Consider the following 24,631-nt stretch of genomic DNA (forward strand, 5'->3'; position numbering starts at 1 on the left):
AGTGCAAAACCGTGTTATAATGACCAAGTTAAGCGTTATAATAGAGAAAAAACAGCATGATTACAAACAAGTAGATACATAACAAGGTAAGGATGGGAGAGAGATAGATGGCAGACGAATTCAAAAAAATGCTAGATGACAAAGAAAAGGTACAGCTTATGATCGCAGCTGTTGTCATGCTCGGAGGCCTGGTCGTTTTGTTAAAAAGCGTTGCAACGGGTCAGGCAATGGGCCAAAGATGGCTAGAAAGTAAAGGGAATGCAGACACAGATCTGTATCTTGAAACGGTAAAAAGCTACATCCACCTGTATCAAATTGTGGGTGGCGTCATGTTTGGAGGAGGCCTTCTCACGTTACTTCGTGCTAAGCTAAAGAAATAAATCGACAGCAAAATAAAAGATCATAGTCCAAAAGAAGTGTCATATCTTTTTAATAACTTAAAAAATAGTGAAAAGGAGTTATGTATGAATAATGAAGAAAATACACCGGCTTATCATCTGTTTATGATGATAGGAGCGCTTGCTATGCTGATTTTTGGTGTTGTCGGTTTCTTTATTCAGTATCCTGCTACGTTAAGTTTTGTGATGTGCATTGGCGGAAGCATCATATTTTTGCTGCATTTATTTGAATATATGAAACCTAAAAATGAACTATAGCATCTTCAAACGAGGAAATCTAGAAGCAAAGGAAGATGAGAAATGCAAAAACATCGTACGTACGAAACGCTAGTTGATCTTTATCAAAAAAGCGCTAAAATTCATTATGAAATCGATTATCGAGATAAAAAATCTGTAAGAAAAGGAAACCGAGCTGCAGAAGATATGAAAAAAATTGCGCAGCTCATTCATTTATACTATCCAGGCATGCTGTTTGAATTTTCAACACTGCTGACGGATCCTACTTATCGAATTGACCTATGGGCTGCACATCATATTTTAGAAATTATGAGCTATTCACCAATGCTTGAGGACAACGCGCTTTCCGTCATTGAACGCTACGCCGACGAAAATGATTTTACGGCTTTAGGAAATCGCATGTGGTTAGGTCAGTGGAGAGAAAAACAGCGCTAAAACCCATATAGGCAAACAAGAATAACTAAAAGGAAGATAGGTATATGAGTTTACGTACATTAAAGAATGGTATAGGCGTCACCATTCGAGAAGCAGAATCAAAAGATGCAGAGAAAATGATTGCTTTTTACAATCGAGTGGGAGGAGAAAGTGATTTTCTTTCATTCGGAGAAGGGGAGTTTCTTAGACCAGTTTCAGAGTATGAAGTGTTTTTAGCTTCTGTAAAACAAGAGCAAAATTCTCTTATAGTCGTGGCTGAAAAAGAAGAAGAAATCACTAGTATTGCATCCATCACCTCTTCCCAAAACCCGCGTAATAAGCATGTGGGTACCCTTGGTATCGTGGTAGAGAAATCTTATAGCGGGCTAGGGTTAGGAAGACAGCTAATGATTGAGCTGATTGAATGGGCACGTATGAATAAACAAACAAAAAAAATCGAACTTGTGACGCGAGAAGATAATCAAAGAGCTATTTCTTTATACAAGGAGCTAGGGTTTCAAACAGAAGGATTAAAAGAAAAAGACACCTATATAAATGGCGTGTACTATAATACAATGCTTATGGGTCTTCACTTATAAAAAGAGGCTGAGAAAAAAGTATGTTCAGTGAATGAAAATCCGAACGATGAATCGTTCGGATTTATTCATTGTTTTTTAGCATCAGCAAATGCACTCATTGCCTCGCTCATAAATTTCGCTAATCCTTTTCCGTAGCGATCGATGTTGATTGTAAATCGCTCATCTTGCACATACATCTCTCCAAGACCTTTAAAGCCTTCTAACGAATACGTTCCAAAGTTCTCATTTAAAAATTGATACCATATCGCAATAGCTTTTTGAACTTCTGTAGAGGATGGTGACAGATCACGAAGCGAAGCTAAGTGAGTGTAGATACTTTCCCATTCGTTTGACATATGCTGCTGTTCTTCTTGTGAGAAACTTTGTACTTTTTCATTCGCTTCATCTACCCGCTGATTTCCCCAGCGCTTCCGTGCTTCTTCTTCGTACGGGTTATGAGAAAAGTCCAGTCCGTTAAACCGCTCTTTTTCGTTCATTTCAATCGCTCCTTCTTCATGTTGAATCGTCTTATTAATCGTTGCAATCATTTGGTCGAGACGACTGCGTTTTTCAATCAGCATGTTTTTTTGCAGTATTAGTGCTTCTGTGCGATTAAATGTTGGATTTGTAATAATCTCGTGAATTTGTTTTAAAGGGAAGCCAAGTTCTTTAAAAAATAATATTTGCTGAAGCATATCGAGATTAGCCGGTGAATAAAGCCGGTAGCCGGATTCACTAATGCCATCAGGCTTTAATAGCCCGATTTCGTCATAGTGATGCAGAGTGCGGACGCTGATTCCTACTAAGTCAGCAACTTCTTTTACTTTTCTGTTCATTCTTTCATCTCCTTTCTGAAATCTACTATAAAATATAACGCAGCGTAAGGGTCAATACTAAAAAAGAAATAATTGACTTTTAGTTTATATGCATTTATATTTAATTAGCATTAACTATTTATAATATGAAATAAATAAGCAAGCCTGGAGGAATAGATGTGACAAAAAGCAATCAGTATCTTGGGGAGATTCGTTCATCGCTTCAAGTGCTATTTGAAAAAATGCAGCCCGAAATGATGGAGAGTCTAAATAAGCATGAGATGACTCCTACGCAATTATTCGTTCTTTCTTATTTAAAGAAAGTAGGGAGCAGTAAGGTTTCTCAAATTGCAGAGCTAATGGATGTAAAACCGAGCGCCGTGACTCTTTTAGTGGATCGTCTTGAACAGCACAATTTTGTCCTAAGAGAACATAATAAAGAGGACAGACGAGTCGTTGATATTACCTTGACGGAATTTGGGCATCGCAAGCTTGAAGATGTGCTGAATGGTCGAAAAGCCATTATGGACCGCTACCTTTTGCATCTAACAGAAGAAGAGCTTTCTATGATGGCTTCTATTACGAAAAAGCTTGCAACATCAGCTGCTTCTTATAAAGATAAGCAGCAGTAACAAAAAAGAGGAGAGACACACGATGGAAAATCAAAAAAACTCAAAGCGCACGCTTTTATTAATTGGGTTAATTATTGCGATGTTCTTTTCTGCACTTGATGGAACCATTGTCGGAACAGCTATGCCAAGAATCGTAGGAGATCTTGGTGGTTTAAGCATGATGACATGGCTGACAACTGCCTATTTGTTAACGTCGACAACGGTTGTTCCGATTGCAGGGAAGCTCGCTGATTTAGTAGGACGCAGAGTGATTTATGTGACAGGACTTATTATTTTTATGGTCGCTTCTGCTTTATGTGGAATGGCAAATAACATGACAGAGCTTATTTTATTCCGTGCATTACAAGGAATTGGCGGCGGCGTTATGATGCCGATGGCAATGATTGTAATCGGTGATTTATTTACAGGAAAAGCACGAGCAAAGTTTCAAGGAGTATTCGGAGGAATTTACGGTCTTGCTTCTGTCATCGGTCCGCAAATTGGCGGATGGATTGTTGATTCACTGAACTGGAAATGGGTGTTTTACATCAATTTGCCGGTAGGAATACTCGCTACCGTTTTTATTGCGCTTGGACTTCAAGGAAAGAAACACACGGGACCGGTGAAATTCGATGTAGCCGGTATGTTCACCATGGTTATTGGAGTAGTAAGTTTGCTTCTTGCCCTGAGCTTTGGAGGAAAAGACTACGACTGGAACTCTTGGCAAATTATTAGTCTATTTACCCTTGCCGTTGCTGGGATCATAAGCTTTATTATTGTGGAAACGAAAGCTAAAGAACCGATTCTTCCGATGTATTTATTTAAGAACCGAACGTTTACGCTTTTAAATATCATTGGCTTTTTTATGAGCATTGGTATGTTCGGAGCCATTACGTTTGTTCCGTTCTTTATGCAAGGAATCGTTGGAGTAAGTGCCTCAGAATCAGGTACCATTATGACACCAATGATGATTTCAATGATTGTAACGAGTATTATTGGCGGTCAGCTTGTTTATAAAGTTGGTATCAAGCCTCAAATCGTTACTGGTATGCTCATTATGGCAGGAGGGTTCTTTTTGTTAACAACATTAGACCTTCACACTAGCAAGCTTGTTGCTACTTCTTATATGGCCGTAATCGGTTTAGGAATGGGTCTTGTAATGCCAATTTTAACACTTGCTCTTCAAGAAAGCTTTTCAAAAGAAGAGCTCGGCGTGGTTACATCATCAAGTCAATTTTTCCGTTCAATTGGAGGAACGTTCGGTATTACCATTTTAGGAGCGGTGATGAATGCAAAATCAGGTACGCTTCTTACTGACAAACTCGTTCCATATTTAAACTCATTGCCTGCTCAAGCAAGTGCTTTTGCAGACGGGTTTAAAAAAGCGATTGATACGAACCCTGAAAGTGTGCTGCAGATGCTGTTTAGCCCTGAGGCGCTAAAGAATATCCCAGCTGTGCTTTCAGACAGCATTGTGCCAATTTTGAAGACCTCGCTAATGAGCGCATTGCACAGCGTCTTTTTCATGGGCTTAGCTTTTATTGTTTTAGGGGCGGTATGCACATTGTTCTTAAGGCAGATCAAGCTTTCAAATAAAAAAGCCGAAGAAAAACCAGAAGAAGGCATTGCTGAAGTAGAACCATCACATTAAAAAAAGCGCACAAATTTGTGCGCTTTTTTCTATATTATTAACTAGTTGTTTCATTAGGCTTGCGAAGAAAAGGGGATTGTTTGGACGTGTCATACGAAATTTGATCAAGCAAATACGTTAAATATAAGTTCAGTTCAAAACGATCTTCCGACACAAAATCTGTAAGCGCTTGCTTATTGTCTTTCCACATGGTAATTCCTCCTTAATTTTACATACTAATGAATGGATTTAATATCAGAAAGCTGAAGGGAAACAACGGCTTCATTTTCGTCTTTTACGGATAGAATTTGCTGATGGAGATTTAAGTTGTGCACGCGGCCTTTGCACGTTTGCAACGTTCCATCTTTATAGTAAGAAACAGTTACCGTCCCACTTTTCGTTAATTCTCGTAAAAACATTCAAGAAGCCTCCTTAAAAAAGATTACCTGATTTAAAAGCCAGTCCTTTCATTTGAGATGAGCAAAAGGGAATTGTATGTACTGCAAGCTTCCCTTTATATTCTTCAACATGTATGAATAGATGAATAAAAGGTTACTAGCCCACCTATAAACTGTCCTAAATTTCAGAATATACTGTCTTTTCCGTATAGTGTTTTTTAAAAGGATTAATGTTACATTTATTATGTAACATTCTGATGAGAAAGAAAACCGTTTCTACAAAACTTCTCTAAAAATTACAAAATATTCATATTCCTGTGAAGGATGTAGAATGAACAAATATGGAAGGAAACGCGTTTATAAAAAACGTAACTACAGGTTCAATTATTAATTATCTTAATACTAGTTATCAATTATATGTATTTTACTAATTTATTCTTCTCCGATAAAATGCAGGTAGACGAATTTGATAAGAATTTTCTAATGATTTATATAATTAAATTTGATATAATCTATAGGAATAATAATGTATGAAGGGAAACATCATTGATTAATTAGACACAGGTATTACATGTTGTTGAAGATGATTCGTAAAAGCATACATATTTAAATTATATATTTTTGTGAGGTGGACAGTGTTGCAACTTAAGGTAGTAAACAGCCCTTTTAATCAAGAACAAGCAGATTTGCTTAATCGCCTTCTGCCGACATTAACAGAAGCACAAAAAATGTGGTTGAGCGGTTATTTAACAGCAGCTCAATCTACGTCTGCCGAAGGAACGCCAGACGTTTCTACAGCAGCGCCTGCTCAAACGAAGCAGACAGTTTCAAAAGACGTAACGATTCTTTACGGATCACAGACAGGAAATGCTCAAGGACTTGCTGAAAATACAGGCAAAACGCTTGAAGCAAAAGGTTTTAATGTAACTGTATCTTCTATGAATGATTTCAAACCAAATACTTTAAAGAAACTTGAAAATTTATTAATTGTTGTAAGTACACATGGAGAAGGAGAGCCGCCTGATAACGCGCTATCTTTCCACGAATTTCTTCACGGCCGTCGAGCGCCAAAGCTTGAGAATTTCCGTTTTTCTGTCTTGTCGCTTGGAGACAGCTCATACGAATTTTTCTGTCAAACGGGAAAAGAATTTGATGTGCGCTTAGCAGAACTTGGCGGTGAAAGACTGTATCCGCGTGTTGACTGTGATTTAGATTTTGAAGAACCCGCAAATAAATGGCTTAAAGGTGTTATTGACGGATTAAGCGAAGCGAAAGGACACAGCGCTTCGGCAGCTGTTCCGGCGGAAGCTCCTGCAGGAACTTCACCATATTCAAGAACAAATCCTTTTAAAGCAGAAGTGCTTGAGAACCTAAACTTAAACGGCCGCGGATCAAATAAAGAAACGCGACACTTAGAACTATCCCTAGAAGGTTCAGGCTTGACGTATGAACCAGGAGACAGTTTAGGTATTTATCCTGAAAATGACCCGGGGCTTGTTGATCTTCTTCTTAACGAATTCAAGTGGGATGCAAGTGAAGGTGTAACGGTTAATAAAGAAGGAGAAACGCGTCCTCTTAGAGAAGCGTTAATCTCTAATTTTGAAATTACGGTTTTAACAAAACCGCTTTTAAAGCAAGCAGCTGAGCTTACTGGAAACGATAAGTTAAAAGCACTTGTAGAAAATCGCGAGGAATTAAAAGCATACACACAAGGTCGTGATGTGATTGACTTAGTCCGTGACTTCGGCCCATGGAACGTATCGGCACAAGAGTTTGTAGCCATTTTACGCAAAATGCCAGCGCGCCTTTACTCGATTGCAAGCAGCTTATCAGCAAACCCTGATGAAGTTCATCTAACAATTGGAGCTGTACGTTACGAAGCGCATGGGCGCGAGCGTAAAGGTGTTTGTTCAGTCCTATGTTCAGAACGTTTGCAGCCAGGCGATACGATTCCTGTATACCTTCAAAGCAATAAAAACTTTAAGCTCCCTCAAGATCAAGAAACGCCGATTATCATGGTAGGACCTGGTACAGGTGTGGCTCCGTTCCGCTCATTTATGCAAGAGCGTGAAGAAACAGGAGCAAAAGGCAAGTCATGGATGTTCTTTGGAGATCAGCACTTCGTAACAGACTTCCTTTACCAAACAGAATGGCAAAAGTGGTTAAAAGATGGCGTACTGACAAAAATGGACGTGGCGTTTTCACGTGATACAGAAGAAAAAGTATACGTACAAAACCGTATGCTCGAACATAGCAAAGAATTATTCCAGTGGTTAGAAGAAGGCGCATCTTTTTATGTGTGCGGAGATAAAACAAATATGGCACGCGACGTGCACAACACGCTAGTTGAAATTATCGAAACAGAAGGCAAGATGAGCCGTGAACAGGCGGAAGGTTACCTTGCTGAAATGAAGAAACAAAAACGTTATCAGCGTGATGTATACTGAGGATTGAAAGGAGATTTTCAACATGGTAAACAAAATTTTAAAAGCGCCCGAAGGTCCTCCAAGTGACGTTGAGCGCATAAAAGATGAAAGTAATTATTTGCGCGGTACATTAGGAGAAACAATGCTAGACCGCATTAGCTCAGGTATTTCTGAAGACGATAATCGTTTGATGAAGTTCCACGGAAGCTACTTGCAAGATGACCGAGATCTGCGTAATGAACGTCAAAAACAAAAGCTAGAGCCAGCTTACCAATTCATGCTTCGCGTCCGTACGCCAGGCGGTGTTTCAACACCAGAGCAGTGGCTAGTGATGGATGATTTAGCACAAAAATACGGAAATGGAACGTTAAAGCTGACGACTCGTCAGGCGTTCCAAATGCACGGAATTTTAAAGTGGAACATGAAGAAAACGATTCAAGAAATTCATGCTTCTTTATTAGACACAATTGCAGCTTGCGGAGATGTAAACCGTAACGTAATGTGCAATCCGAATCCGTATCAGTCAGAAGTACACGCTGAAGTATTCGAATGGTCAAAAAAATTAAGTGATTACTTATTGCCTCGTACAAGAGCGTACCACGAGCTTTGGCTAGATGAAGAAAAAGTGATTAGCACACCGGAAGTGGAAGAAGAAGTGGAACCAATGTATGGTCCGCTATATCTGCCAAGAAAATTCAAAATTGGCGTAGCTGTTCCGCCGTCTAACGATATTGACGTGTATTCACAAGACCTTGGCTTTATTGCCATTTTAGAAGACGAGAAACTTGTTGGATTTAACGTAGCAATCGGCGGCGGTATGGGTATGACGCACGGAGATAAAGCAACTTACCCTCAGCTTGCAAAAGTAATTGGATTCTGTCGACCTGACCAAATTCTAGAAGTAGCGGAAAAAGTCATTACGATTCAACGTGATTATGGAAACCGCTCTGTGCGTAAAAACGCGCGTTTTAAATACACGGTTGATCGCCTTGGATTAGAAACGGTAAAAGAAGAGCTTGAGAATCGTCTGGGCTGGAGCTTAGACGAAGCAAAAGCTTATCACTTTGATCATAACGGAGACCGCTACGGCTGGGAAAAAGGTGTGAAAGGAAAATGGCACTTTACTCTTTTTGTTCAAGGTGGACGTATTGCTGACTTTGAAGACTATAAGCTTATGACGGGTCTTCGTGAAATTGCAAAAGTTCATAGCGGTGATTTCCGTTTAACGGCCAATCAAAATTTAATTATCGCGAACGTATCAACTCAAAATAAAAAGCAAATTAGTGACCTTATCGAACAATATGGATTAACTGACGGCAAGCATTATTCGGCTCTTCGCCGCAGCTCATTAGCTTGCGTATCGCTTCCGACTTGTGGGCTTGCGATGGCAGAAGCTGAGCGTTATCTCCCAGTTCTTCTTGAGAAAATTGAAGCAATTGTAGATGAAAACGGCCTTCGCGATAAAGAAATCACTATTCGTATGACGGGCTGTCCTAACGGCTGTGCACGTCCTGCTTTAGGTGAAATTGCTTTTATCGGTAAAGCACCGGGCAAATACAATATGTATCTTGGAGCAGCATTTGATGGCAGCCGCTTAAGCAAAATGTACCGTGAAAATATCAGTGAAGAAGAAATTTTAAACGAACTGCGCGTCTTACTTCCTCGCTACGCAAAAGAGAGAGAAGAAGGCGAGCACTTTGGTGACTTTGTCATCCGCGCTGGTGTAATCGAAGCTGTAACAGACGGCACGAATTTCCACGCATAATACGTATGAAGGGACCTTTCTAAACTTACAGAAAGGTCCTTTTTTCTATTTTAATATTCTCTAACAAATACAGCTACTCCAAATACCCCCAATCTTTCAGCGGTAATTTGTTCAAAGCCGTGATCAAGTAAACAATGTGCTGCACTTCGGTAGCGCTGACCTTGAGCTAACAAACGTCCGCAAGGATTTGCGCTGCCGATTACTGTTGCTTCTACGACAGTACGAGGAGCTTGTCTATCCAAAGGATTCCGCTCCCACAGAATTGTCACCACATCCGGAGGACGCGGGATAGATACATTACCTGTGTGTTCATGCATAGCCATCACCTCCTTACCCTATAGTAAATGCAAAAAATGACAGACTGCTTGTACACATGCTGATTTTTAGTAAAAAAGGCGTTCAACTATGCCTAACTTAACTAATTTCATAGCAATAAGGTGATGAATAGAAACGGCTGGTAGAAAAAAAGAATGCTATAATGTAAAAGAAAGGAATTTTCATCAAGGAGGGAGAAACATGCACCAAAAAAGAGTAGCGGTTATTACAGGGGGAGCAAGCGGAATTGGCAAAGAAACTGCCTTAAAGTTTGCACAAAAAGGAGACGCGGTGGTCATTGCTGATTATGATGAAGGAAAAGGAAAAGAGACTCTTCAAAAAATTGAAGAAGCTGGTGGCCACGCTTTATTTGTGCAAACGGACGTCACCAAGTTTGAAGAAGTGGAAGCACTGATTGAGGAAACGGTGAACAAATTTGGACGAATTGATGTGATGTTTAACAATGCAGGGATTGGACGCCCTACATCTATTTTAGATCAAGACCTAGAAGAATATCACCGTATTATTAATGTGAATCAGCACGGCGTTACATATGGAATTATGGCAGCGGGCAGGAAAATGAGAGAGTTAGGTATTAAAGGCGTCATTATTAATACGGCATCTATTTTTAGCTTCTTAGCTTCACCCGGTACCTATGCTTATCACGCAACAAAAGGAGCTGTTGTGATGATGACAAAGTCAGCTGCGCTAGATCTCGCTAAATACGGTATTCGCGTCGTCGCCGTTGCGCCAGGGTTTGTTGATACGCCTATTATTCAAGGCTATAAAGACAACGGTATGATTGAAGGAATGAAAGCGAAAACGATGAGCAGAGAGCTCACTACACCAAAACAAATTGCAGATATGGTTTATTTGCTTTCTTTAGAAGAAGCGGGAGCTGTAAACGGCAGCGTCATCATGGCTGATGATGGGTATGCGGCATTTAAATAAAATAAAAAAAGGATTCTTTTTAAGAAAAGAATCCTTTTTTTACTATGTAGGAGGCAGGGAGCTATATACAAACGTATCGTGAGCTTTTCCGTTTTGATACATATAGTTTTTTAACACTCCTTCTTGTTGAAATCCGAGTTTTTCAAGCACGTGCTGAGATGCCTTGTTTTCAAGAAACACAACAGCTCCAATCCGCACTAGCTGAAGGGTAGCAAATCCATAAGCCATAACAGCCGAAGCAGCTTCCGAAGCATAGCCGTGACTCCAGTGCTGAGGGTGTAGCTCATAGCCAATTTCCGCGCGCTTATGCTTTTGGTTCCACTGATTCAATCCAACTGTCCCGATTAGTTCCCCCGTATCGAGCCGTTCGATTCCCCATCGCAAACCTTTTTGATTTCTGTAGTTTTCAGCAAAAATATCAATCAGCACCAAAGCTTCTTGGAAAGTTGTGAATTTTTCTTGCCCGTAATATTTGATAACTTCTTCCTGAGAAAAGCAGTCAAAGATAGTATCTGCATCCGCTTCTGTTATTTCACGCAGTTTAGTGCGAGGTGTAGAAAGAATAGGAAACAATTTTTCTCCTTTCTATTTTATATAGAAAGATTTCGGCAGCTTGGAAAAAATCCCTTTTATTTTATTTTTCTGTTATAAATTAAGTAGAGATATGAGCTAAATGACTAGGAAAAAGATAGGAACAGCTTCTAAATAACGCAAACAATTTTTATGTAAGGGTAGCAAAAACAGTATACTAAAAAAACAAATAGGACTAGCTGCACGTTTAGCAGCTAGCTTTCCTGTAGCAAAGAACCTATTTTTTGGTTAACTGATTGCGATCTTCAATTTGAGGAGGCTCTTCAAGCCATCCGTTTTGAATCATAATTTTTCCGCCTTCTTTTGCCAAACTGTAAATGTCTTTTGCAAGCTGGAGCATCTTTAATGGCAAATCACTTCTTAAACTAAAGGCTCCTCCTAAGGCGTTACTCCCCAGACCGAACGTACTCAAAAGACTCGTATTGTACATCATCAGCTTATCTGAAAAAGGAGGAACGGTTGAATTCGTCGCTTTTCCAGCATGAGTAGCCGGAGGTTCTATGTAGCTATGGCGTAAAATATCACCTAATTCTGTTTCAATTTTCTTCGAAAGCTTCATACCCCTGACAAAATGCTGCTGTGCCTCTTTGTTGTTGGCCACTTGAGCAAAACCAATCATCAGCTGCATTCCTACAAGATTTGTATCAACAGCATGTTGAATAAGTGACACTTCAATGGTATTCAACGATCTTTTTTCGCTAAACCAGCTCAATCCGCCTATATAATTTTGCGCATGGACAAAATGAACTTCCTTCGGCATAGAAACGTATGGGGGTTTTGCGATGACACCCGTTTCTAACAATACTTGTGTGGATTGATTGTATATGTCCTGTGCTTCTGCTGTTGCATCTACAAAGAAATTCCGTATATCTTCTCGGTAAGACATGGTCGAATGCAAAGCAAACAGTCCTGTTTCAATTTGAGACATTAAGCGTATATACATAACTTCAAACATATGGTCGTATAGCTTAGGAACTCCTACATTCACGTCATCTTTCGTAAAACCAATTGGGATAACAGCGCCTTCGTTCTCAAATATTTCTTTTATTTGCGCTACACTTTTTAAAGATCGGCTGTAATATAGCTCAAAAAGTTCTTTGTAATCCTGTTTATCTTCCAGAAAATATTCTAAGAACCTCAAAATCATCGTTTTTTCCTGATAAGTCATCCATAAGTTAGCAAGCTCTGAGGACGTGAGCGGCGGAAGTTTTGATGTGCTCATTGTACACATTCCTCCTGAAAATAGTGATAGGTAAATATGTATAGCTTCCTTAGTATTGCTTTTATTTATAGGAATATTCTTCTTTTTAATTTATTGAAAGACCTCAGTAGCGGTTATTATAGTAGGATAATTGAAGGGAATAAACCTTACCAATAAGTCAGTTGTAGGATAACTGATATGAATAAAACTAAGTTTTTCTATTACTTTAAATAATTTGACAATTGATGTTATTCTTACTATTATGGAAACATAAGTTTTACATATATTTCTAGAGTTCAGCAACATATTCTAGCAGCCCTATAAGTAAGGAGCTTACGATGAAACACATTGTCCAAGCAACAGATCATCCTAGAACGAAAGACACGTTAAAAGAAGAATTACGCAGGTTAGGCATAACACAAGGGATGACTATCATGGTTCATTCTTCGCTATCTTCATTAGGGTGGGTAAACGGAGGTTCAGTGGCCGTTGTTCAAGCTTTAATGGAGACAGTGACAGAGGAAGGAACGATTGTTATGCCATCACAGTCGGTCGATCTTTCGGATCCATCAGAATGGGGCAATCCGGCTGTACCAAAAGAGTGGTGGGAAACTATTCGGGAAACGATGCCTGCATACGATCCAGCCCACACGCCAACAAGCGGGATGGGACAAATCGTAGAAACGTTCCGAACATATCCTGGCGTAAGAAGAAGCAGCCATCCAATGTATTCATTCGCCGCTTGGGGAAAGGACAGCGAAGACATCTTAAGAGATCATACCCTTGAATTTAGTTTAGGCGAAAATTCTCCTCTTGAAAGGCTTTACAAAAAACATGCCTTTGTTTTATTATTAGGTGTCGGGTTTGGGAATAATACTTCTTTTCATCTAGCAGAATATCGGATTCCATATCGAAACGTGATTCAAAAAGGATCTCCAGTTATGGATTCAGGAAAGCGAGTATGGAGGACGTATAAAGAATTAGAGTTTCGAGAAGAGCTGTTTGAAGAGATAGGTGAAGCGTTTATTGAAGCAAAAGGAATAAAAGCTGAAAAAATCGGTTCAGCACGTGCATACTTCTTTTCAATGCCTAAAGCCGTCGATTTTGCTGAAACGTATTTGAAAGCGCTATAGTGAACGGTTGTATGCTTTCTAAGTTGTCTGTATATCAGACAACTTGAAGTGAGACAAACAAGAGTCGCCGACACGTTCAGACGTTATATTAACAAAGCGCGGCAGTCGTTTAAGCAAGATAGTTTACTTTTTATGTTTCTTGTTTCATAATGGCACTTGTCTGTGAATTTATTCAGTCAGGTTGTCTTACAATTATGGAGATAAAAAGCAAGTGTTAAATAAATTCATTAAAAAATTTAAATGTATAGAAAAAAAGGAGAGAATACAATTATGTCACTACGTGATCAAGCACTACATATGCATCAAGAAAAACAAGGTAAGTTAGAAGTTAAATCAAAAGTTGAAGTTCAAAACGCTCAAGATTTAAGCTTAGCTTACTCTCCGGGAGTAGCAGAACCTTGTAAAGAAATTCATGAACATCCAGAAACGGTGTATGATTACACAATGAAAGGAAACATGGTCGGCGTTGTGACAAATGGTACTGCTGTTCTTGGTCTTGGAAACATCGGACCTGCGGCTTCACTTCCCGTTATGGAAGGCAAAGCAATTTTATTTAAAAGCTTTGCAGGCGTAGATGCATTCCCAATTACACTTGATACAACAGATACAGATAAAATTGTTGAAACTGTGAAATTAATGGCTCATACATTCGGAGGCATTAACTTAGAAGATATCGCAGCTCCACAGTGTTTTGAAATTGAAGAGCGCCTGAAAAAAGAAGTAGATATTCCTGTGTTCCATGATGATCAGCACGGTACAGCGATCGTAACAGTAGCAGGACTTGTAAATGCACTGAAAATTGTCAATAAATCAATGAAAGACTTAAAAATCGTCTTAAACGGAGCAGGAGCGGCTGGCATTGCCATTACAAAGCTTCTTTATTCTTACGGCGTACGTGACATGATTATGTGTGATACAAGAGGTGCTATTTATGAAGGCCGCTCTCAAGGTATGAACAAAGTGAAAGCCGAAGTGGCTTCGTATACAAACGTAAACAAAGAAAGCGGTACGCTAAGCGATGTAATTAAAGGCGCAGATGTATTTATTGGTGTATCTGCAGCAGATGCATTATCTCAAGAGATGGTTAAATCAATGAATGAAGATGCAATTATCTTTGCGATGGCAAATCCTAATCCAGAAATCAAGCCAGACGCTGCAAAAGAAGCAGGAGCGGCTGTTATTGGAACAGGTCGTTCAGACTTCCCTAACCAAGTAAATAACGTTCTTGCATTCCCTGGAATTTTCCGCGGTGCGTTAGACGTTCGCGCTACTCATATCAACGAAGAAATGAAAAAAGCTGCTGTTGAAGCAATTGCAGCCCTTATTACAGAAGAAGAGCTAAACGCAGATTACGTTATCCCTGGACCATTTGATCCTCGCGTAGCGCCAGCTGTAGCAGAGTCTGTAGCAAAAGCGGCAATGGATTCAGGTGTTGCCCGTATTACAATTGATCCAGCGCGTGTAAAAACACATACAGAACAACTAACAAAAATCGAAAACTAATAATGGCTAAAAAAGCCCTTTGAAACGCTGTTTCAAAGGGCTTTTTATGTTAAAGACCTGCTGTAACCCCAGTGAAATCTAAACGTAACACCATTTCATCTCCCGTATGATGTACAATAAAGAGAAAAGAACCCAGGTTTTGTATCATAAAGGGAGGAACAAAGATGTACACCGTATTTTCAACATTTAATGTACCGGATGAAAAAGCTGAAGAAGTGATTGGAATTTATAAAAATCGTTCAAAATCAGTTGACGAGGCGCCAGGATTCGTAGACTTTCTACTTCTTCAAAACGATAAGCGAGCAGGGGAGCTCACCGTTCAGCTTACATTTGATACGAAAGAGAATTATTTAAGCTGGGTACGAAGCGAAGATTTCAAGCGTATTCATGATTTAGAGAAAAAGTACCCTGATCAAGAACTGGCAGCCGTCATCCCAAAAGTTTCTCAGTACAAAGTGGTGGCACGATGAGTTCACTTCCCGTTAATAAGATCGTTGAAAGAGTAACGGAGAAAATCTACGAGTTAGAACCTTCTTTGCTCGAAAAATTCGGAGAGCGCGGCAAAGAAAGATGCCATGAAGATAATCATTATCATATGAAGTATCTTGAGACAACATATAAGTTAGACAACCTGCAAATTTTTACGGACTATGCCTTATGGTTAAACAATTTACTCACAAGCCGAGGCATGAAAACACAGCATATTATTGATAATTTTAATTTTATACAAGAAGCGCTGTTTGAACTAGATAATTATGGTGATACACAAGTACAGGCGTATGTGACTTACTTAGAAGAAGCGAATCATATACTGAAGCAACAGCAGCTTTAAAAAGAGGCTAGGACAAAAATGTTTTAGTTGCAAGGAAATCCGGACGGGTTTGATTCTTAATAGAGAATTCAACCCGTTCGGATTTTTTCATTGGTAGGGTGAACGTAGGTTTTCTGTATGTAAATGCTTCTAACTGTTGATTTAGTTATATTTCACTCTCTTTTTTTGTTTTACATATGTATAAAGGTGGAAATAAAAAAAGAAAAAGGAGAATACATATGCAAAAACAGCTAACAAAAGGAATCCTGTCCTTAGTCACTCTATGTATGATTGGAAGTGCGGCAGCTTGTTCAGGTGAACCAGCTAACAAGACAAAATCTGATAATCATAAAGCAGAGGAAAAACCTATTGAAGACCGTCAAGAATTAACAAAGCTACAGCAGTATTCCAACGACCCAGACATTAAAAAGGGGAAAGAAGAAGATTTTGACTTGATCGGTACGTTAAAAAAAGACGCTGAAAAAGAAATGACGCTGAATATTGATGATCAACTCGTTAAAGTACCAAAAAGCTCTGGGATGGAAGTGGAAGGCTCACAGCTAAAAGATATGCTTAATAAAGAAGTAGAAGCTGAAATTGACGCAGCTAAACAAGAAGCAATTAGTATTGAATTAACTCCAAAAGCAAAAGCAGATAAAGATGGCGTGTATGAACAAGATGGAGACGAACGTAAAATTGTGGGTATTTTTATAGAAGAAAGTAACAAGCATATAGCGGTAAAAGTGCCAAGCGGCAAAAAAACGTATCAAAAAAGCACTGACTTTGAAAAAGAAGAAAAAGGCAGTTTAAAAGAAAAGACGGTATACCTTGAAATCAACTCAGCTAACGAAGTAGAAAGTATAGAAAAAGAAAACCGTGAATAAATAAAGCTACACTTCTTCTTTCCCTCCTTGCTCTCTTGACTTTTTGAACTGTGTCACTTAACGTTACAGTAGAGAAAGAAAAAAGGTGGTTTATGGAAGATGAACAGTGAATTTACCATTGCCGTGCACAGCTTAGTGTTCCTAGCAAATTTACCAGATCACCGAGCAAGCAGTGAATCGATTGCTTATAACATCTGTACCAATCCTGCACGGGTTCGGAAAATAATGAGTACACTCAGAAAAAACAACTTGGTTCGGACAAAAGAAGGGCTAGGCGGGGGTTATACTTTAGGCTGCAGCCCTGCTGAAATAAGTCTTGGGCTGATTTATCGAGTTATATCGACTGGAACGCTGAAGCCTCACTGGTGCAGCGGCGACCCTGACGCTGACTGTATTGTAAAATCAAACATTCAAACAGTGATGGACGACATTTTTACAGAGAGTGAGCAAAGCGTAATTAGGCATTTAGATCAAATTACGATCGAAGACGTGCTGAAAAAAGTTAGAACTGCTCATTAAAAAGCACCTTGCATGAGCAAGGTGCTTTTGTTATGACTCTTTGGAAGCGGCTGTTTCAGCCGCTGCTGCTTTTAAGCCGTCATTTACTTTTCTTCCATTCTCTAAATACTCCGTTTTGAAGCCGCTTTTTAAAGCCCATGTGTAGAAGAGAAGAGAAACAACAACAATAATGCCCATATCCCATCCATATTTAATAACATTAAGGCCGCCAAACTTTTCGCTTCCAAGCCAAGAAATAGTCATCATACAAAGTAAGTATACAACCATCCATACGCCGCCTTTGAAGTTCTGTCGAAAGCCTTTCCATTTAGCCTTTGCTTGATAATAAAAATAAATAGGAAGGCCGATTAAAATAATAAACAAAACTTGTCCAGTTAGCGGCCAGCGCGCCCAATATAAGGTTAAAGAAGCAAAAATAAAACCGAGCGGCGCAATGATGCTCAATCCTTTTAAACGAAGGGGACGATATAAATCGCTGCCAGTTCGTCTTAGCGTCATAACCGTAACAGGACCTGTAATGTAAGAGATAAGCGTAGCGACTGAAATAATTTCAGCAAGTACGCCCCAGCCCCGAAATAAAAACAAAAAGACAAGAGCAACAGCTAAGTTAAAAAACATGGCTTGACGCGGAACACCATAAATCGGATGAAGGCGTCCTAGAACGCTTGGCAAATATTTATTTTGTTCCATACCATAAATCATTCGAGCAGTAGTAGCTGTATACGTAATACCTGTTCCAGATGGTGAAACAAACGCATCTGCATACAGGACAATGACAAGCCAGTTAATGTTAAGCGCAATGGCTAAATCTGCAAACGGAGAGTTGAAATTTAAATGACTCCATCCCTTCGCAATATCAGAAGGATTTACTGCACCGATAAAAGCAATTTGAAGAAGCAAATAAATGACTGTAGCCACTAAAATTGAGCCTACTACTGCAATCGGAATAGAGCGGCCCGGATTTTTTGCTTCTCCTGCCATATTAATAGGGCTTTGAAAACCGTTAAAAGCAAACACAATCCCAGATGTAGCGACTGCTGTTAGCACACTAGCCCAGCCGTTTGGTGCGATGCTGCTTCCAGAAGTGAAGTTCTCGCCGTGAAAGCCTACAAATAAAAGTGCTCCGATTGTAAGTCCTGGTATAACAATTTTAAAAATAGTAATTAACGAGTTGGCTTTGGAAAATAGTCCAACTGTCCAATAATTCAGTAAAAAATAAATAATCAATAGCACAGTAGCGATAGCTAATCCTTCGCCAGTTAACGTTCCTTTTTCTACGAGGTGGCTTGTCCACTGTGCCCACTTCCAAGGCCACGAACTCATATACTGTACAGAAGCTACTGCTTCGACTGGAATAACGGATACAATCGCAATCCAGTTTGCCCACGCAGCAATAAAACCAATAAACGAACCGTGTGAGTACTGCGTATACTTGACCATCCCGCCGGCTTCGGGAAACATGGATCCTAATTCACTGTAAGAAAGTGCAATAAATAAAATAACGACCATTCCAATGACCCATGATAAAATAGCTGCCGGCCCTGCAATTTGAGCTGCTCGCCACGCTCCAAATAACCAGCCGGAACCAATAATTGACCCAAGGCCCGTCATGGTTAACGCGAATGTTCCCATTCTTCGATGTAAATTGTTCATCTGACTAACACCTTTCATGTAAAATAAGTCTTTCATTCAAACGTTGTTGCTTTATTATTATTATTCTGAAATCTTTTGCTGTCAACTTTTGTCGTTACATGAAGTTCTTAATACCTATTGATTTCCAGTTATGCAGGACAGCTATCCTCAACCTTTCTGTCATGGCAATTAAAGCGCTTTACTTTCTTTTTCATCCTACCAGAAACCCTACAGAAATAGATAAAAACCGACAAAAAGTTATCAAGTTCGTATCTTATGCACTAGCAATATGAAAAAATTAGGGGATAAGTGGTAGTTATATTCCCTGAAATTGTGAAGAAAAAACAGGCTTCATAATAAATCCCCTTTTGAATAGCGGGATAAATACCTTCAAAAGGGGTAAGAATTGGCTTTTTGGGCCTTTATCTTTCTTGATGTTTATATTCGAGTAATTTTACGACGTTTTCTACATCATTTTCAGCAGAAAGTTCGTTGATATTCACTTTATAAATAAGCGTATCCGTTGCAAAAAATTCATCTTCTCCCTCAGGTTTTACTTTCAAGTTTAAGATTTTCACCCTCACAATATGAGTGAACTTACCGCCTTTACCGGGCTGTATTTCACCCATTTGTATCCCGATATCATCTTTTTTAATCGGGCGAACTTTTACTTTTTTATGCTGTTTACCGTAAACCTTCTCATAATGAGAAGTAATATCTTGGTGTACCCAAGGTTCAAGAGATTGATAAATAAAATCTTTTACAACTGGCTGACTTACGTGTGATTCTATATTTTCTTCTGGTATATTTTCTTCTGCGGAAATGGAAAGCGTAAAACAAAAAAAGACAAATGCTGCTAAAAACAAAAATTTTCCCACGAAAAAACCCACCTTACCTGTTCGTTTATGTAGTCGATTTTCTAGATCTGCATCTTTATCTTTTGAACAAAGGCATGAAGGTATGCACAATTTTTTTGTGGAATTTACCTCATTAAAAATCAATTTAGTTTAAATAAAATATGTTCTAAATCATTGATTGAAAATTCAAATGTGGTTTGCGCACAAAAAAATAGCCAAGTGCACCTTTATATAGACACTTGGCTACTTTCATGATCGTTTTATGCTGCTGTTTTCTTATTGCCTTTAAAAATAAAATAAAGAGCTAATAACATAAATGCTACACCAATCCAGCGTGATAGATCAAAGGGGACTTCCTTGCTTCCAAACCAGCCAAAATGGTCGATAATCATACTTGCAAATAACTGACCGATAACAGTTGAAATATTAGCTGCTGTTACGCCAATTTTAGGAACAGCTAAAACGGTTAGAAATAAATAAGATGCTCCGAATAAAGCACAAGTAAGCTGCCATTTAGGGACATCGAAAACAGAGAGAATGTTTCCTTGTCCAAAGAAGACAACAACAATCGTTAAAATCATGGCACCTGTTGCAAAGGTTAAAAAAGCTGTTTCAAACGTACCTGTTTTTTTGCTTAGTGTACCGTTAATAGAAGACTGAGCGCTTAGCGTTAATCCTCCTATTAAGGTAAGTATCACCATTAATAAACTCATTATAAAACCCTCCTAGAAAATAAGTACAAGCGCAATTCCCATACATACAATAGCCATTACGCGTTCTTTGTTAATTTTAATTTTGCTGCTGCCAAGCCAACCAAAATGCTCAATGATCATACTTGTAATCATTTGGCCCACAATAACCGCAACCATTGAAACACCAATTCCGATAAAGGGGATACTAATCACTAGAATCGTTAAATAAACCGTACCTAATAATCCACCGGTTAAATTCCACTTAGGCGCTTTTAAGACGTAAGGTAAATCTCCTTTTCCAGCAAATAGGGTGGTCAGACCTAAAATGAGTGTTCCCATGACAAAAATATAATAACTGCTTTCGAGTTTTCCAACTGTTTTTCCAAGTTCTCCGGCAATGGCGCCTTCCATACTTAAAGCAGCGCCGCCTAGAACCGCAACTAAATAAACCAACAACTTCACGTTTATCACTCCGATATTTCTTTATATTTGTATATCTAGAAAAATAGATATAATAAGTGAAAAAAACTCGTTAAAGTTTTTTTCGTAAGAATGAAGAAAGCTCTTGAAGCGTTTCTTCATTTCGGCGATAGTATGTCCATTGACCGTGCCGAATTGACTCTAACAAACCTGCTTTTTGCATCATGGAAAGATAGCTGGACACAGTGGACTGAGACAGCTGAGCTTTTTCCTGAATATCTCCCACGCAAACACCGCCTCTGCTGCTGACCTCCTTAGGCAAATGTGCTTGTTTGTCTTTAAAATGCTTTTCAGGTTCTTTTAACCACTCTAATATATTTAATCGAGTTTCATTAGATAATGCTTTAAAGATATCAATAGGTTTCATACTTATTATTTTATTCGTCACAGCTCAGATGTCAAATGTTCAAGTTTACATTTTATAGCTAAATAATCAGCGATGGGTTGAATTATAACAGCTGTGAACAAAAAGTCAACTTATAATAGGGTATAAAGAAGAACGGTTTACCCAGCTGTTTTTCTGCTTATATAATTAGAAAGCATCTTATTTTTTTGAGCAGAACAGATGACATATTCCTTATTTTTCAAGGGATAGTTTAGTAAAATAGAAAAAAGTGAATAACAAAAGAAGCTGGTTTACTTACTTAAGGGGGAGGGCTGCATATGCAAGGGAAAACAAAACAAGTGCGCTTTCGTAATATGGTAGCGTATGGATTTGGGGATTTGTTTGGGGGAGGATCCTTTTTTATTATCGGCACATTGTTTATGGTGTTTTTAACGGATGTAGTCGGGCTTTCTCCTGTAGAAGCAGGAACGATTGTAGCTCTTGGAAAAGTGTGGGATGCTTTATTAGATCCAACCATTGGGTATATATCTGATCATCTTCAGACAAAAAAAGGACGAAGAAGAGTCTTTTTTCTTTTTGGAATCATTCCAGTTGCCATCACGTTCAGTATGCTGTGGATTCCTATTGAAGGCTCGCATATGTTTAAATACACCTATTTTATTTCAGCCTATCTTTTATTTAATACGGCGTTTGGTATGGTAATGGTCCCTTACAACACGCTAGCAGCAGAAATGACGACAGATTATAGTATTCGTTCAAAAATGACGGGAATACGCATGGTCTTTTCACAAGGCGCTTCATTTTTAGGTGCTTTTTTCCCGAAACGAATCATTGATGCATTTCCAGGTGGACAAGGGTATTTAATCATGGGCATTATCTTTGGTTTTCTTTTTGCTCTTCCATGGATTTTTGTTTACAAAGGAACATGGGATAGCGGAGAAGTAGTGGAACGAAAAAAGAAAAACGGATTTTGGTTAGAATTTAAGCAGCTGTTTATCAGTTTTGGAAGTGCATTTAAAAACAAGTCGTTTAACGTGTATCTTGCCATGTATTTAGCATCTTACATTGCAATGGATGTGTTTAATGCTCTTTTCTTTTATTTTATTGCCTATTACATGCTGCGCGAAGTTATCTATGCAGATACCCTGAGCTTTGTGCAAATTACACAAGTGCTATTTATTCCTCTTGTTACGTACATAGCCATTAAGTTAGGAAATAAATTAACCTATAACTTCAGCATGGTCATTTGGGGAACGGGCATTATTTTATTCAGTTTCCTAACAAAAGATAGCTCTTTAGTTCTTATTTACTTAGCGGCATTTTTTTTAGGAAGCGGTCATTCGGGAGCGATCATGATTCCATGGAATGTACTGCCGTTTGTATCAGATGTAGATGAGATGATTACGACAAAAAGAAGAGAAGGCGTGTATGCAGGGCTGATGTCATTTATTCGAAAATCGTCTCAGGCGCTTGCGATTTTTCTTGTAGGCGTTGCCTTAAAGAATATTGGCTATGTACCAAATGCCGAGCAGTCAGCGTCTACTCTAGCCGGCTTACAAAAGCTGTTCATGGTTGTACCTGCTATTTTGATTCTCATGGGAATTATAGCAACCATATGGTTCAAAATAAGTCCGAAAAATCACAAAATTTTATTAGCTGAAATTGAAAGAAGAAAAAAGGGCGGCCGGGCGACGGCCGTTACTCCTGAAGCGAAAGCGGTTTGTGAAAGTTTAACGGGCTATAAATACGAACAGCTTTGGAGAGACGTAACTATTTCAAAAGAAATTCGAGACAAAACGGTTGTTTAACCTTTAGCTTCACGAAAAAGAGTAAAATTTTTAGCGCGGCGATTCGCTAATTATATCCAATAAGAAACTTCCTCTGACGTATTGCCTTTTAACAACAATAGAGATTCTCCTGCCTATTGACTCATTTTTTAGGTGAATTTTAGAAAGGAAGGATTTTTTGCCATTAAAGATGTGCAATTTGGCACGTCTTGATAGGGTGGATTGTACAATTTATAATGAAACTATAAACTCACCACAGGCGCTTTCAAGGCGCAGGTATAAATTAGAAAAAAGGAAGGTACAGTTTATGCCAATTCGATATGTTTGTCCACAATGCCAAGGAGCCGGTAAGAAATTTGGATTTATAAAGTGCAAAGTGTGCAACGGCGAAGGAAACATCATCATGTCTTCTAATGAGCCAGATCCAACTAAAAATAAGAAATTAAAATCATCTTCTAAACAAGATAAAGCAATGTAGGCTATTGCTAATAAAGGTATGTATGAACCCCGCTTTTCTATAAAAAAGCGGGGTTTTCTGCTAGACAGACGAACGCTTTTCTTATGATACAATAAAATGAAAGTCGCTAAAATAACAGATAGGGAACCGAAGGAAGAGGGAGATAGATGGAATACACAGCAAAACAGTTTACGCCGCAGTTAGAACAACATATACATACGGTTGAAAAGTCTATGCAAGAACGTCTCATATCCATATATGAACAATATAAAGAAGCTTTTAAAAAGAAAGGGGTGCAGCTTTCTATAAATGTGATCCGCGAAGGGGAAAATCCTTTTCATCCTGGTTATCACGCCACTATTCAAGTGGGTATTTTAGAAAAAGGTGAGTTTTTAGATGGTCTTTTTATTCCTATCTGGCACTGTGTACGCACGTTTTTGGGCATTCGTTCTTCGAAGAAGCTCCCAGGCAGCAAGATAACCGGAGAGCTGATGGAAGAAACAGAAGAGGAAATAACAAAAGAAGTAGTAGGCTATTTAGAAATGCAGCTAGAAGATTAGAAGCAACCTGCTTCTAATCTTCTTTACATTGAAGAAGGTGCAGTTTCTTTTTCAATTTGTCTTTTAGCACGAATAAAGGCCGTCAGCTGCTGAATTTCTTCTTGAGACAGTTCCGCACCGTCGACCGTAATTCTATGAGTTTGAGGCGATGTTAATTCGATGGGTGCATCTGAAGGAGAATGAGGTTCCTTTTCCTTACCTAGCAAGTAGTCTGTTGATGTATCAAATAGTTCTGCGATTGTAACGAGTGCTTCAAGAGAAGGACGACGATAGCCAGATTCGTATCCTGCGTAGGTGCTTTTAGCAATTTCAAGCTGGTCAGCTGTATATTGAAGAGACCATTTTTTTTCTTTCCTGAGTTGAGCTAATCTGCTTAACATTCATGACGCTCCTTTGTAGGTGTAGTATGTAAAAAACCGAGACATTCAGCTCGCGCGCAGATCTTTGTAATCAAACCGTGAGCTAATTTACATTTTTATTCATTATATCATTGCTGTAGAGAAAAGTGTACGCGAAACGAATAATTTTTCTCTTGATTTATTGAATTCGGGTTACTATAATTACAGGTGAAGTACGCGAAATGAATATAATTTATTTGATAGATTGTCAGGTTTTTTTACAGAAATTAAGCAAAGGGGAT

30 protein-coding genes are annotated in these 24,631 nt (G+C 38.8%); 18 read left to right on the top strand and 12 right to left on the bottom strand.

Annotation, left to right across the window (positions count from 1 at the left end; translation table 11 throughout):
• Window positions 1–107 precede the first annotated feature (107 nt).
• The 4 genes from ACOZIR_RS08865 (at window position 108) to ACOZIR_RS08880 (ending at window position 1,648) form a co-directional block, all read left to right on the top strand.
• Window positions 108–380: a hypothetical protein gene (locus ACOZIR_RS08865; protein WP_016764777.1), complete on the top strand. Its 273-nt coding sequence runs from the start codon at window positions 108–110 to the stop codon at window positions 378–380.
• A gap of 84 nt (window positions 381–464) precedes the next feature.
• The gene (locus ACOZIR_RS08870) at window positions 465–656 is read left to right on the top strand and encodes a hypothetical protein (protein ID WP_014459359.1); all 192 of its coding nucleotides are present in this window, start codon (window positions 465–467) and stop codon (window positions 654–656) included.
• A 42-nt stretch (window positions 657–698) separates the two neighbouring features.
• The gene (locus tag ACOZIR_RS08875; protein ID WP_045293355.1) at window positions 699–1,070 is read left to right on the top strand and encodes a hypothetical protein; all 372 of its coding nucleotides are present in this window, start codon (window positions 699–701) and stop codon (window positions 1,068–1,070) included.
• 44 nt (window positions 1,071–1,114) lie between these two features.
• Window positions 1,115–1,648 carry a GNAT family N-acetyltransferase gene (locus ACOZIR_RS08880; RefSeq protein WP_045293353.1) on the top strand — a complete coding sequence of 178 codons (534 nt, stop codon included), beginning with the start codon at window positions 1,115–1,117 and terminating at the stop codon, window positions 1,646–1,648.
• Window positions 1,649–1,713: 65 nt separating this feature from the next.
• On the opposite strand, the gene ACOZIR_RS08885 is transcribed toward ACOZIR_RS08880, so the two are convergent.
• On the bottom strand, window positions 1,714–2,463 hold the full coding sequence (locus ACOZIR_RS08885) for a MerR family transcriptional regulator (RefSeq protein ID WP_328120674.1): 750 nt from the start codon (window positions 2,461–2,463) through the stop codon (window positions 1,714–1,716).
• A 158-nt stretch (window positions 2,464–2,621) separates the two neighbouring features.
• Here ACOZIR_RS08885 and ACOZIR_RS08890 point away from each other — a divergent pair, with 158 nt between their 5' ends.
• The gene (locus tag ACOZIR_RS08890) at window positions 2,622–3,074 is read left to right on the top strand and encodes a MarR family winged helix-turn-helix transcriptional regulator (protein ID WP_045293349.1); all 453 of its coding nucleotides are present in this window, start codon (window positions 2,622–2,624) and stop codon (window positions 3,072–3,074) included.
• A gap of 22 nt (window positions 3,075–3,096) precedes the next feature.
• Window positions 3,097–4,704 carry an MDR family MFS transporter gene (locus tag ACOZIR_RS08895; protein ID WP_045293347.1) on the top strand — a complete coding sequence of 536 codons (1,608 nt, stop codon included), beginning with the start codon at window positions 3,097–3,099 and terminating at the stop codon, window positions 4,702–4,704.
• 37 nt (window positions 4,705–4,741) lie between these two features.
• Here the strand turns inward: ACOZIR_RS08895 and ACOZIR_RS08900 are convergent, their stop codons facing one another.
• A complete protein-coding gene (locus ACOZIR_RS08900) occupies window positions 4,742–4,894 on the bottom strand; it encodes a hypothetical protein (protein ID WP_013057796.1) in 153 nt (50 codons plus the stop codon).
• A gap of 25 nt (window positions 4,895–4,919) precedes the next feature.
• Window positions 4,920–5,102, bottom strand: coding sequence for a YolD-like family protein (locus ACOZIR_RS08905; RefSeq protein ID WP_045293346.1), 183 nt, complete (start codon window positions 5,100–5,102; stop codon window positions 4,920–4,922).
• Window positions 5,103–5,719: 617 nt separating this feature from the next.
• Between ACOZIR_RS08905 and ACOZIR_RS08910 the strand changes: the two genes are divergently transcribed.
• Both ACOZIR_RS08910 and cysI read left to right on the top strand, forming a co-directional pair.
• A complete protein-coding gene (locus ACOZIR_RS08910) occupies window positions 5,720–7,528 on the top strand; it encodes an assimilatory sulfite reductase (NADPH) flavoprotein subunit (protein WP_328120671.1) in 1,809 nt (602 codons plus the stop codon).
• Window positions 7,529–7,550: 22 nt separating this feature from the next.
• Window positions 7,551–9,272: an assimilatory sulfite reductase (NADPH) hemoprotein subunit gene (gene cysI / locus ACOZIR_RS08915; RefSeq protein WP_045293342.1), complete on the top strand. Its 1,722-nt coding sequence runs from the start codon at window positions 7,551–7,553 to the stop codon at window positions 9,270–9,272.
• A gap of 50 nt (window positions 9,273–9,322) precedes the next feature.
• Here the strand turns inward: cysI and ACOZIR_RS08920 are convergent, their stop codons facing one another.
• Window positions 9,323–9,589, bottom strand: coding sequence for a hypothetical protein (locus ACOZIR_RS08920; protein WP_045293340.1), 267 nt, complete (start codon window positions 9,587–9,589; stop codon window positions 9,323–9,325).
• Between the two features lie 199 nt (window positions 9,590–9,788).
• On the opposite strand from ACOZIR_RS08920, the gene ACOZIR_RS08925 reads away from it, so the two are divergent.
• Window positions 9,789–10,538 (top strand): SDR family NAD(P)-dependent oxidoreductase, encoded by a 750-nt coding sequence (locus ACOZIR_RS08925; RefSeq protein ID WP_216144819.1) that lies wholly within the window; start codon window positions 9,789–9,791, stop codon window positions 10,536–10,538.
• Window positions 10,539–10,580: 42 nt separating this feature from the next.
• Here the strand turns inward: ACOZIR_RS08925 and ACOZIR_RS08930 are convergent, their stop codons facing one another.
• Window positions 10,581–11,111, bottom strand: a complete 531-nt coding sequence (locus ACOZIR_RS08930; RefSeq protein WP_048018963.1) for a GNAT family N-acetyltransferase — start codon at window positions 11,109–11,111, stop codon at window positions 10,581–10,583.
• Window positions 11,112–11,346: 235 nt separating this feature from the next.
• Window positions 11,347–12,351, bottom strand: coding sequence for a DUF3231 family protein (locus tag ACOZIR_RS08935; protein WP_045293334.1), 1,005 nt, complete (start codon window positions 12,349–12,351; stop codon window positions 11,347–11,349).
• 317 nt (window positions 12,352–12,668) lie between these two features.
• Between ACOZIR_RS08935 and ACOZIR_RS08940 the strand changes: the two genes are divergently transcribed.
• The 6 genes from ACOZIR_RS08940 to ACOZIR_RS08965 all read left to right on the top strand — a co-directional run bounded on the left by ACOZIR_RS08940 (window position 12,669) and on the right by ACOZIR_RS08965 (window position 17,180).
• On the top strand, window positions 12,669–13,463 hold the full coding sequence (locus ACOZIR_RS08940; protein ID WP_310877859.1) for an AAC(3) family N-acetyltransferase: 795 nt from the start codon (window positions 12,669–12,671) through the stop codon (window positions 13,461–13,463).
• A 270-nt stretch (window positions 13,464–13,733) separates the two neighbouring features.
• The gene (locus ACOZIR_RS08945) at window positions 13,734–14,966 is read left to right on the top strand and encodes an NAD(P)-dependent malic enzyme (protein WP_013057787.1); all 1,233 of its coding nucleotides are present in this window, start codon (window positions 13,734–13,736) and stop codon (window positions 14,964–14,966) included.
• Window positions 14,967–15,130: 164 nt separating this feature from the next.
• Window positions 15,131–15,436, top strand: coding sequence for an antibiotic biosynthesis monooxygenase family protein (locus ACOZIR_RS08950; protein WP_013057785.1), 306 nt, complete (start codon window positions 15,131–15,133; stop codon window positions 15,434–15,436).
• Complete coding sequence (locus ACOZIR_RS08955) at window positions 15,433–15,798, top strand: hypothetical protein (protein ID WP_045293326.1); 366 nt, start codon at window positions 15,433–15,435, stop codon at window positions 15,796–15,798. The genes ACOZIR_RS08950 and ACOZIR_RS08955 overlap by 4 nt, the downstream gene beginning before the upstream one ends.
• Window positions 15,799–16,016: 218 nt before the next feature.
• Window positions 16,017–16,661 carry a hypothetical protein gene (locus ACOZIR_RS08960; protein WP_045293324.1) on the top strand — a complete coding sequence of 215 codons (645 nt, stop codon included), beginning with the start codon at window positions 16,017–16,019 and terminating at the stop codon, window positions 16,659–16,661.
• A gap of 99 nt (window positions 16,662–16,760) precedes the next feature.
• Window positions 16,761–17,180 (top strand): Rrf2 family transcriptional regulator, encoded by a 420-nt coding sequence (locus ACOZIR_RS08965; RefSeq protein WP_013057782.1) that lies wholly within the window; start codon window positions 16,761–16,763, stop codon window positions 17,178–17,180.
• A 30-nt stretch (window positions 17,181–17,210) separates the two neighbouring features.
• Here ACOZIR_RS08965 and ACOZIR_RS08970 read toward each other — a convergent pair whose 3' ends face one another.
• The 5 genes from ACOZIR_RS08970 to ACOZIR_RS08990 all read right to left on the bottom strand — a co-directional run bounded on the left by ACOZIR_RS08970 (window position 17,211) and on the right by ACOZIR_RS08990 (window position 21,208).
• Window positions 17,211–18,833 carry an APC family permease gene (locus ACOZIR_RS08970; protein ID WP_025751143.1) on the bottom strand — a complete coding sequence of 541 codons (1,623 nt, stop codon included), beginning with the start codon at window positions 18,831–18,833 and terminating at the stop codon, window positions 17,211–17,213.
• A 401-nt stretch (window positions 18,834–19,234) separates the two neighbouring features.
• Window positions 19,235–19,690, bottom strand: a complete 456-nt coding sequence (locus ACOZIR_RS08975; protein WP_014459377.1) for a hypothetical protein — start codon at window positions 19,688–19,690, stop codon at window positions 19,235–19,237.
• A 239-nt stretch (window positions 19,691–19,929) separates the two neighbouring features.
• Window positions 19,930–20,382 (bottom strand): DMT family transporter, encoded by a 453-nt coding sequence (locus tag ACOZIR_RS08980; protein WP_013057779.1) that lies wholly within the window; start codon window positions 20,380–20,382, stop codon window positions 19,930–19,932.
• A gap of 12 nt (window positions 20,383–20,394) precedes the next feature.
• Window positions 20,395–20,823: a DMT family transporter gene (locus ACOZIR_RS08985; RefSeq protein WP_310877858.1), complete on the bottom strand. Its 429-nt coding sequence runs from the start codon at window positions 20,821–20,823 to the stop codon at window positions 20,395–20,397.
• Between the two features lie 70 nt (window positions 20,824–20,893).
• Window positions 20,894–21,208: an ArsR/SmtB family transcription factor gene (locus tag ACOZIR_RS08990; RefSeq protein ID WP_013083854.1), complete on the bottom strand. Its 315-nt coding sequence runs from the start codon at window positions 21,206–21,208 to the stop codon at window positions 20,894–20,896.
• Between the two features lie 296 nt (window positions 21,209–21,504).
• Between ACOZIR_RS08990 and ACOZIR_RS08995 the strand changes: the two genes are divergently transcribed.
• The 3 genes from ACOZIR_RS08995 (at window position 21,505) to ACOZIR_RS09005 (ending at window position 23,991) form a co-directional block, all read left to right on the top strand.
• Window positions 21,505–22,995 (top strand): MFS transporter, encoded by a 1,491-nt coding sequence (locus tag ACOZIR_RS08995; protein ID WP_310877857.1) that lies wholly within the window; start codon window positions 21,505–21,507, stop codon window positions 22,993–22,995.
• Window positions 22,996–23,281: 286 nt separating this feature from the next.
• Window positions 23,282–23,452 (top strand): hypothetical protein, encoded by a 171-nt coding sequence (locus tag ACOZIR_RS09000; protein ID WP_013057775.1) that lies wholly within the window; start codon window positions 23,282–23,284, stop codon window positions 23,450–23,452.
• A 146-nt stretch (window positions 23,453–23,598) separates the two neighbouring features.
• A complete protein-coding gene (locus ACOZIR_RS09005; protein ID WP_340141935.1) occupies window positions 23,599–23,991 on the top strand; it encodes a hypothetical protein in 393 nt (130 codons plus the stop codon).
• Window positions 23,992–24,014: 23 nt separating this feature from the next.
• Here the strand turns inward: ACOZIR_RS09005 and ACOZIR_RS09010 are convergent, their stop codons facing one another.
• Entirely contained in the window at window positions 24,015–24,371 is a 357-nt protein-coding gene (locus tag ACOZIR_RS09010; RefSeq protein WP_029714436.1) for a helix-turn-helix domain-containing protein, read from the bottom strand.
• Window positions 24,372–24,631 lie beyond the last annotated feature (260 nt).

Source organism: Priestia sp. D3YE.R1 (assembly GCF_049199565.1).
Lineage (GTDB): Bacteria > Bacillota > Bacilli > Bacillales > Bacillaceae_H > Priestia > Priestia aryabhattai.

Bases quoted from the DNA above. Each gene is read 5' to 3' on its own strand.
- ACOZIR_RS08865 (WP_016764777.1), top strand. From the start codon at position 108: ATGGCAGACGAATTCAAAAAAATGCTAGATGACAAAGAAAAGGTACAG.
- ACOZIR_RS08870 (WP_014459359.1), top strand. From the start codon at position 465: ATGAATAATGAAGAAAATACACCGGCTTATCATCTGTTTATGATGATA.
- ACOZIR_RS08875 (WP_045293355.1), top strand. From the start codon at position 699: ATGCAAAAACATCGTACGTACGAAACGCTAGTTGATCTTTATCAAAAA.
- ACOZIR_RS08880 (WP_045293353.1), top strand. From the start codon at position 1,115: ATGAGTTTACGTACATTAAAGAATGGTATAGGCGTCACCATTCGAGAA.
- ACOZIR_RS08885 (WP_328120674.1), bottom strand. From the start codon at position 2,463: ATGAACAGAAAAGTAAAAGAAGTTGCTGACTTAGTAGGAATCAGCGTC.
- ACOZIR_RS08895 (WP_045293347.1), top strand. From the start codon at position 3,097: ATGGAAAATCAAAAAAACTCAAAGCGCACGCTTTTATTAATTGGGTTA.
- ACOZIR_RS08900 (WP_013057796.1), bottom strand. From the start codon at position 4,894: ATGTGGAAAGACAATAAGCAAGCGCTTACAGATTTTGTGTCGGAAGAT.
- ACOZIR_RS08905 (WP_045293346.1), bottom strand. From the start codon at position 5,102: ATGTTTTTACGAGAATTAACGAAAAGTGGGACGGTAACTGTTTCTTAC.
- cysI (WP_045293342.1), top strand. From the start codon at position 7,551: ATGGTAAACAAAATTTTAAAAGCGCCCGAAGGTCCTCCAAGTGACGTT.
- ACOZIR_RS08920 (WP_045293340.1), bottom strand. From the start codon at position 9,589: ATGCATGAACACACAGGTAATGTATCTATCCCGCGTCCTCCGGATGTG.
- ACOZIR_RS08925 (WP_216144819.1), top strand. From the start codon at position 9,789: ATGCACCAAAAAAGAGTAGCGGTTATTACAGGGGGAGCAAGCGGAATT.
- ACOZIR_RS08935 (WP_045293334.1), bottom strand. From the start codon at position 12,351: ATGAGCACATCAAAACTTCCGCCGCTCACGTCCTCAGAGCTTGCTAAC.
- ACOZIR_RS08940 (WP_310877859.1), top strand. From the start codon at position 12,669: ATGAAACACATTGTCCAAGCAACAGATCATCCTAGAACGAAAGACACG.
- ACOZIR_RS08945 (WP_013057787.1), top strand. From the start codon at position 13,734: ATGTCACTACGTGATCAAGCACTACATATGCATCAAGAAAAACAAGGT.
- ACOZIR_RS08950 (WP_013057785.1), top strand. From the start codon at position 15,131: ATGTACACCGTATTTTCAACATTTAATGTACCGGATGAAAAAGCTGAA.
- ACOZIR_RS08955 (WP_045293326.1), top strand. From the start codon at position 15,433: ATGAGTTCACTTCCCGTTAATAAGATCGTTGAAAGAGTAACGGAGAAA.
- ACOZIR_RS08960 (WP_045293324.1), top strand. From the start codon at position 16,017: ATGCAAAAACAGCTAACAAAAGGAATCCTGTCCTTAGTCACTCTATGT.
- ACOZIR_RS08965 (WP_013057782.1), top strand. From the start codon at position 16,761: ATGAACAGTGAATTTACCATTGCCGTGCACAGCTTAGTGTTCCTAGCA.
- ACOZIR_RS08970 (WP_025751143.1), bottom strand. From the start codon at position 18,833: ATGAACAATTTACATCGAAGAATGGGAACATTCGCGTTAACCATGACG.
- ACOZIR_RS08980 (WP_013057779.1), bottom strand. From the start codon at position 20,382: ATGAGTTTATTAATGGTGATACTTACCTTAATAGGAGGATTAACGCTA.
- ACOZIR_RS08990 (WP_013083854.1), bottom strand. From the start codon at position 21,208: ATGAAACCTATTGATATCTTTAAAGCATTATCTAATGAAACTCGATTA.
- ACOZIR_RS08995 (WP_310877857.1), top strand. From the start codon at position 21,505: ATGCAAGGGAAAACAAAACAAGTGCGCTTTCGTAATATGGTAGCGTAT.
- ACOZIR_RS09000 (WP_013057775.1), top strand. From the start codon at position 23,282: ATGCCAATTCGATATGTTTGTCCACAATGCCAAGGAGCCGGTAAGAAA.
- ACOZIR_RS09005 (WP_340141935.1), top strand. From the start codon at position 23,599: ATGGAATACACAGCAAAACAGTTTACGCCGCAGTTAGAACAACATATA.
- ACOZIR_RS09010 (WP_029714436.1), bottom strand. From the start codon at position 24,371: ATGTTAAGCAGATTAGCTCAACTCAGGAAAGAAAAAAAATGGTCTCTT.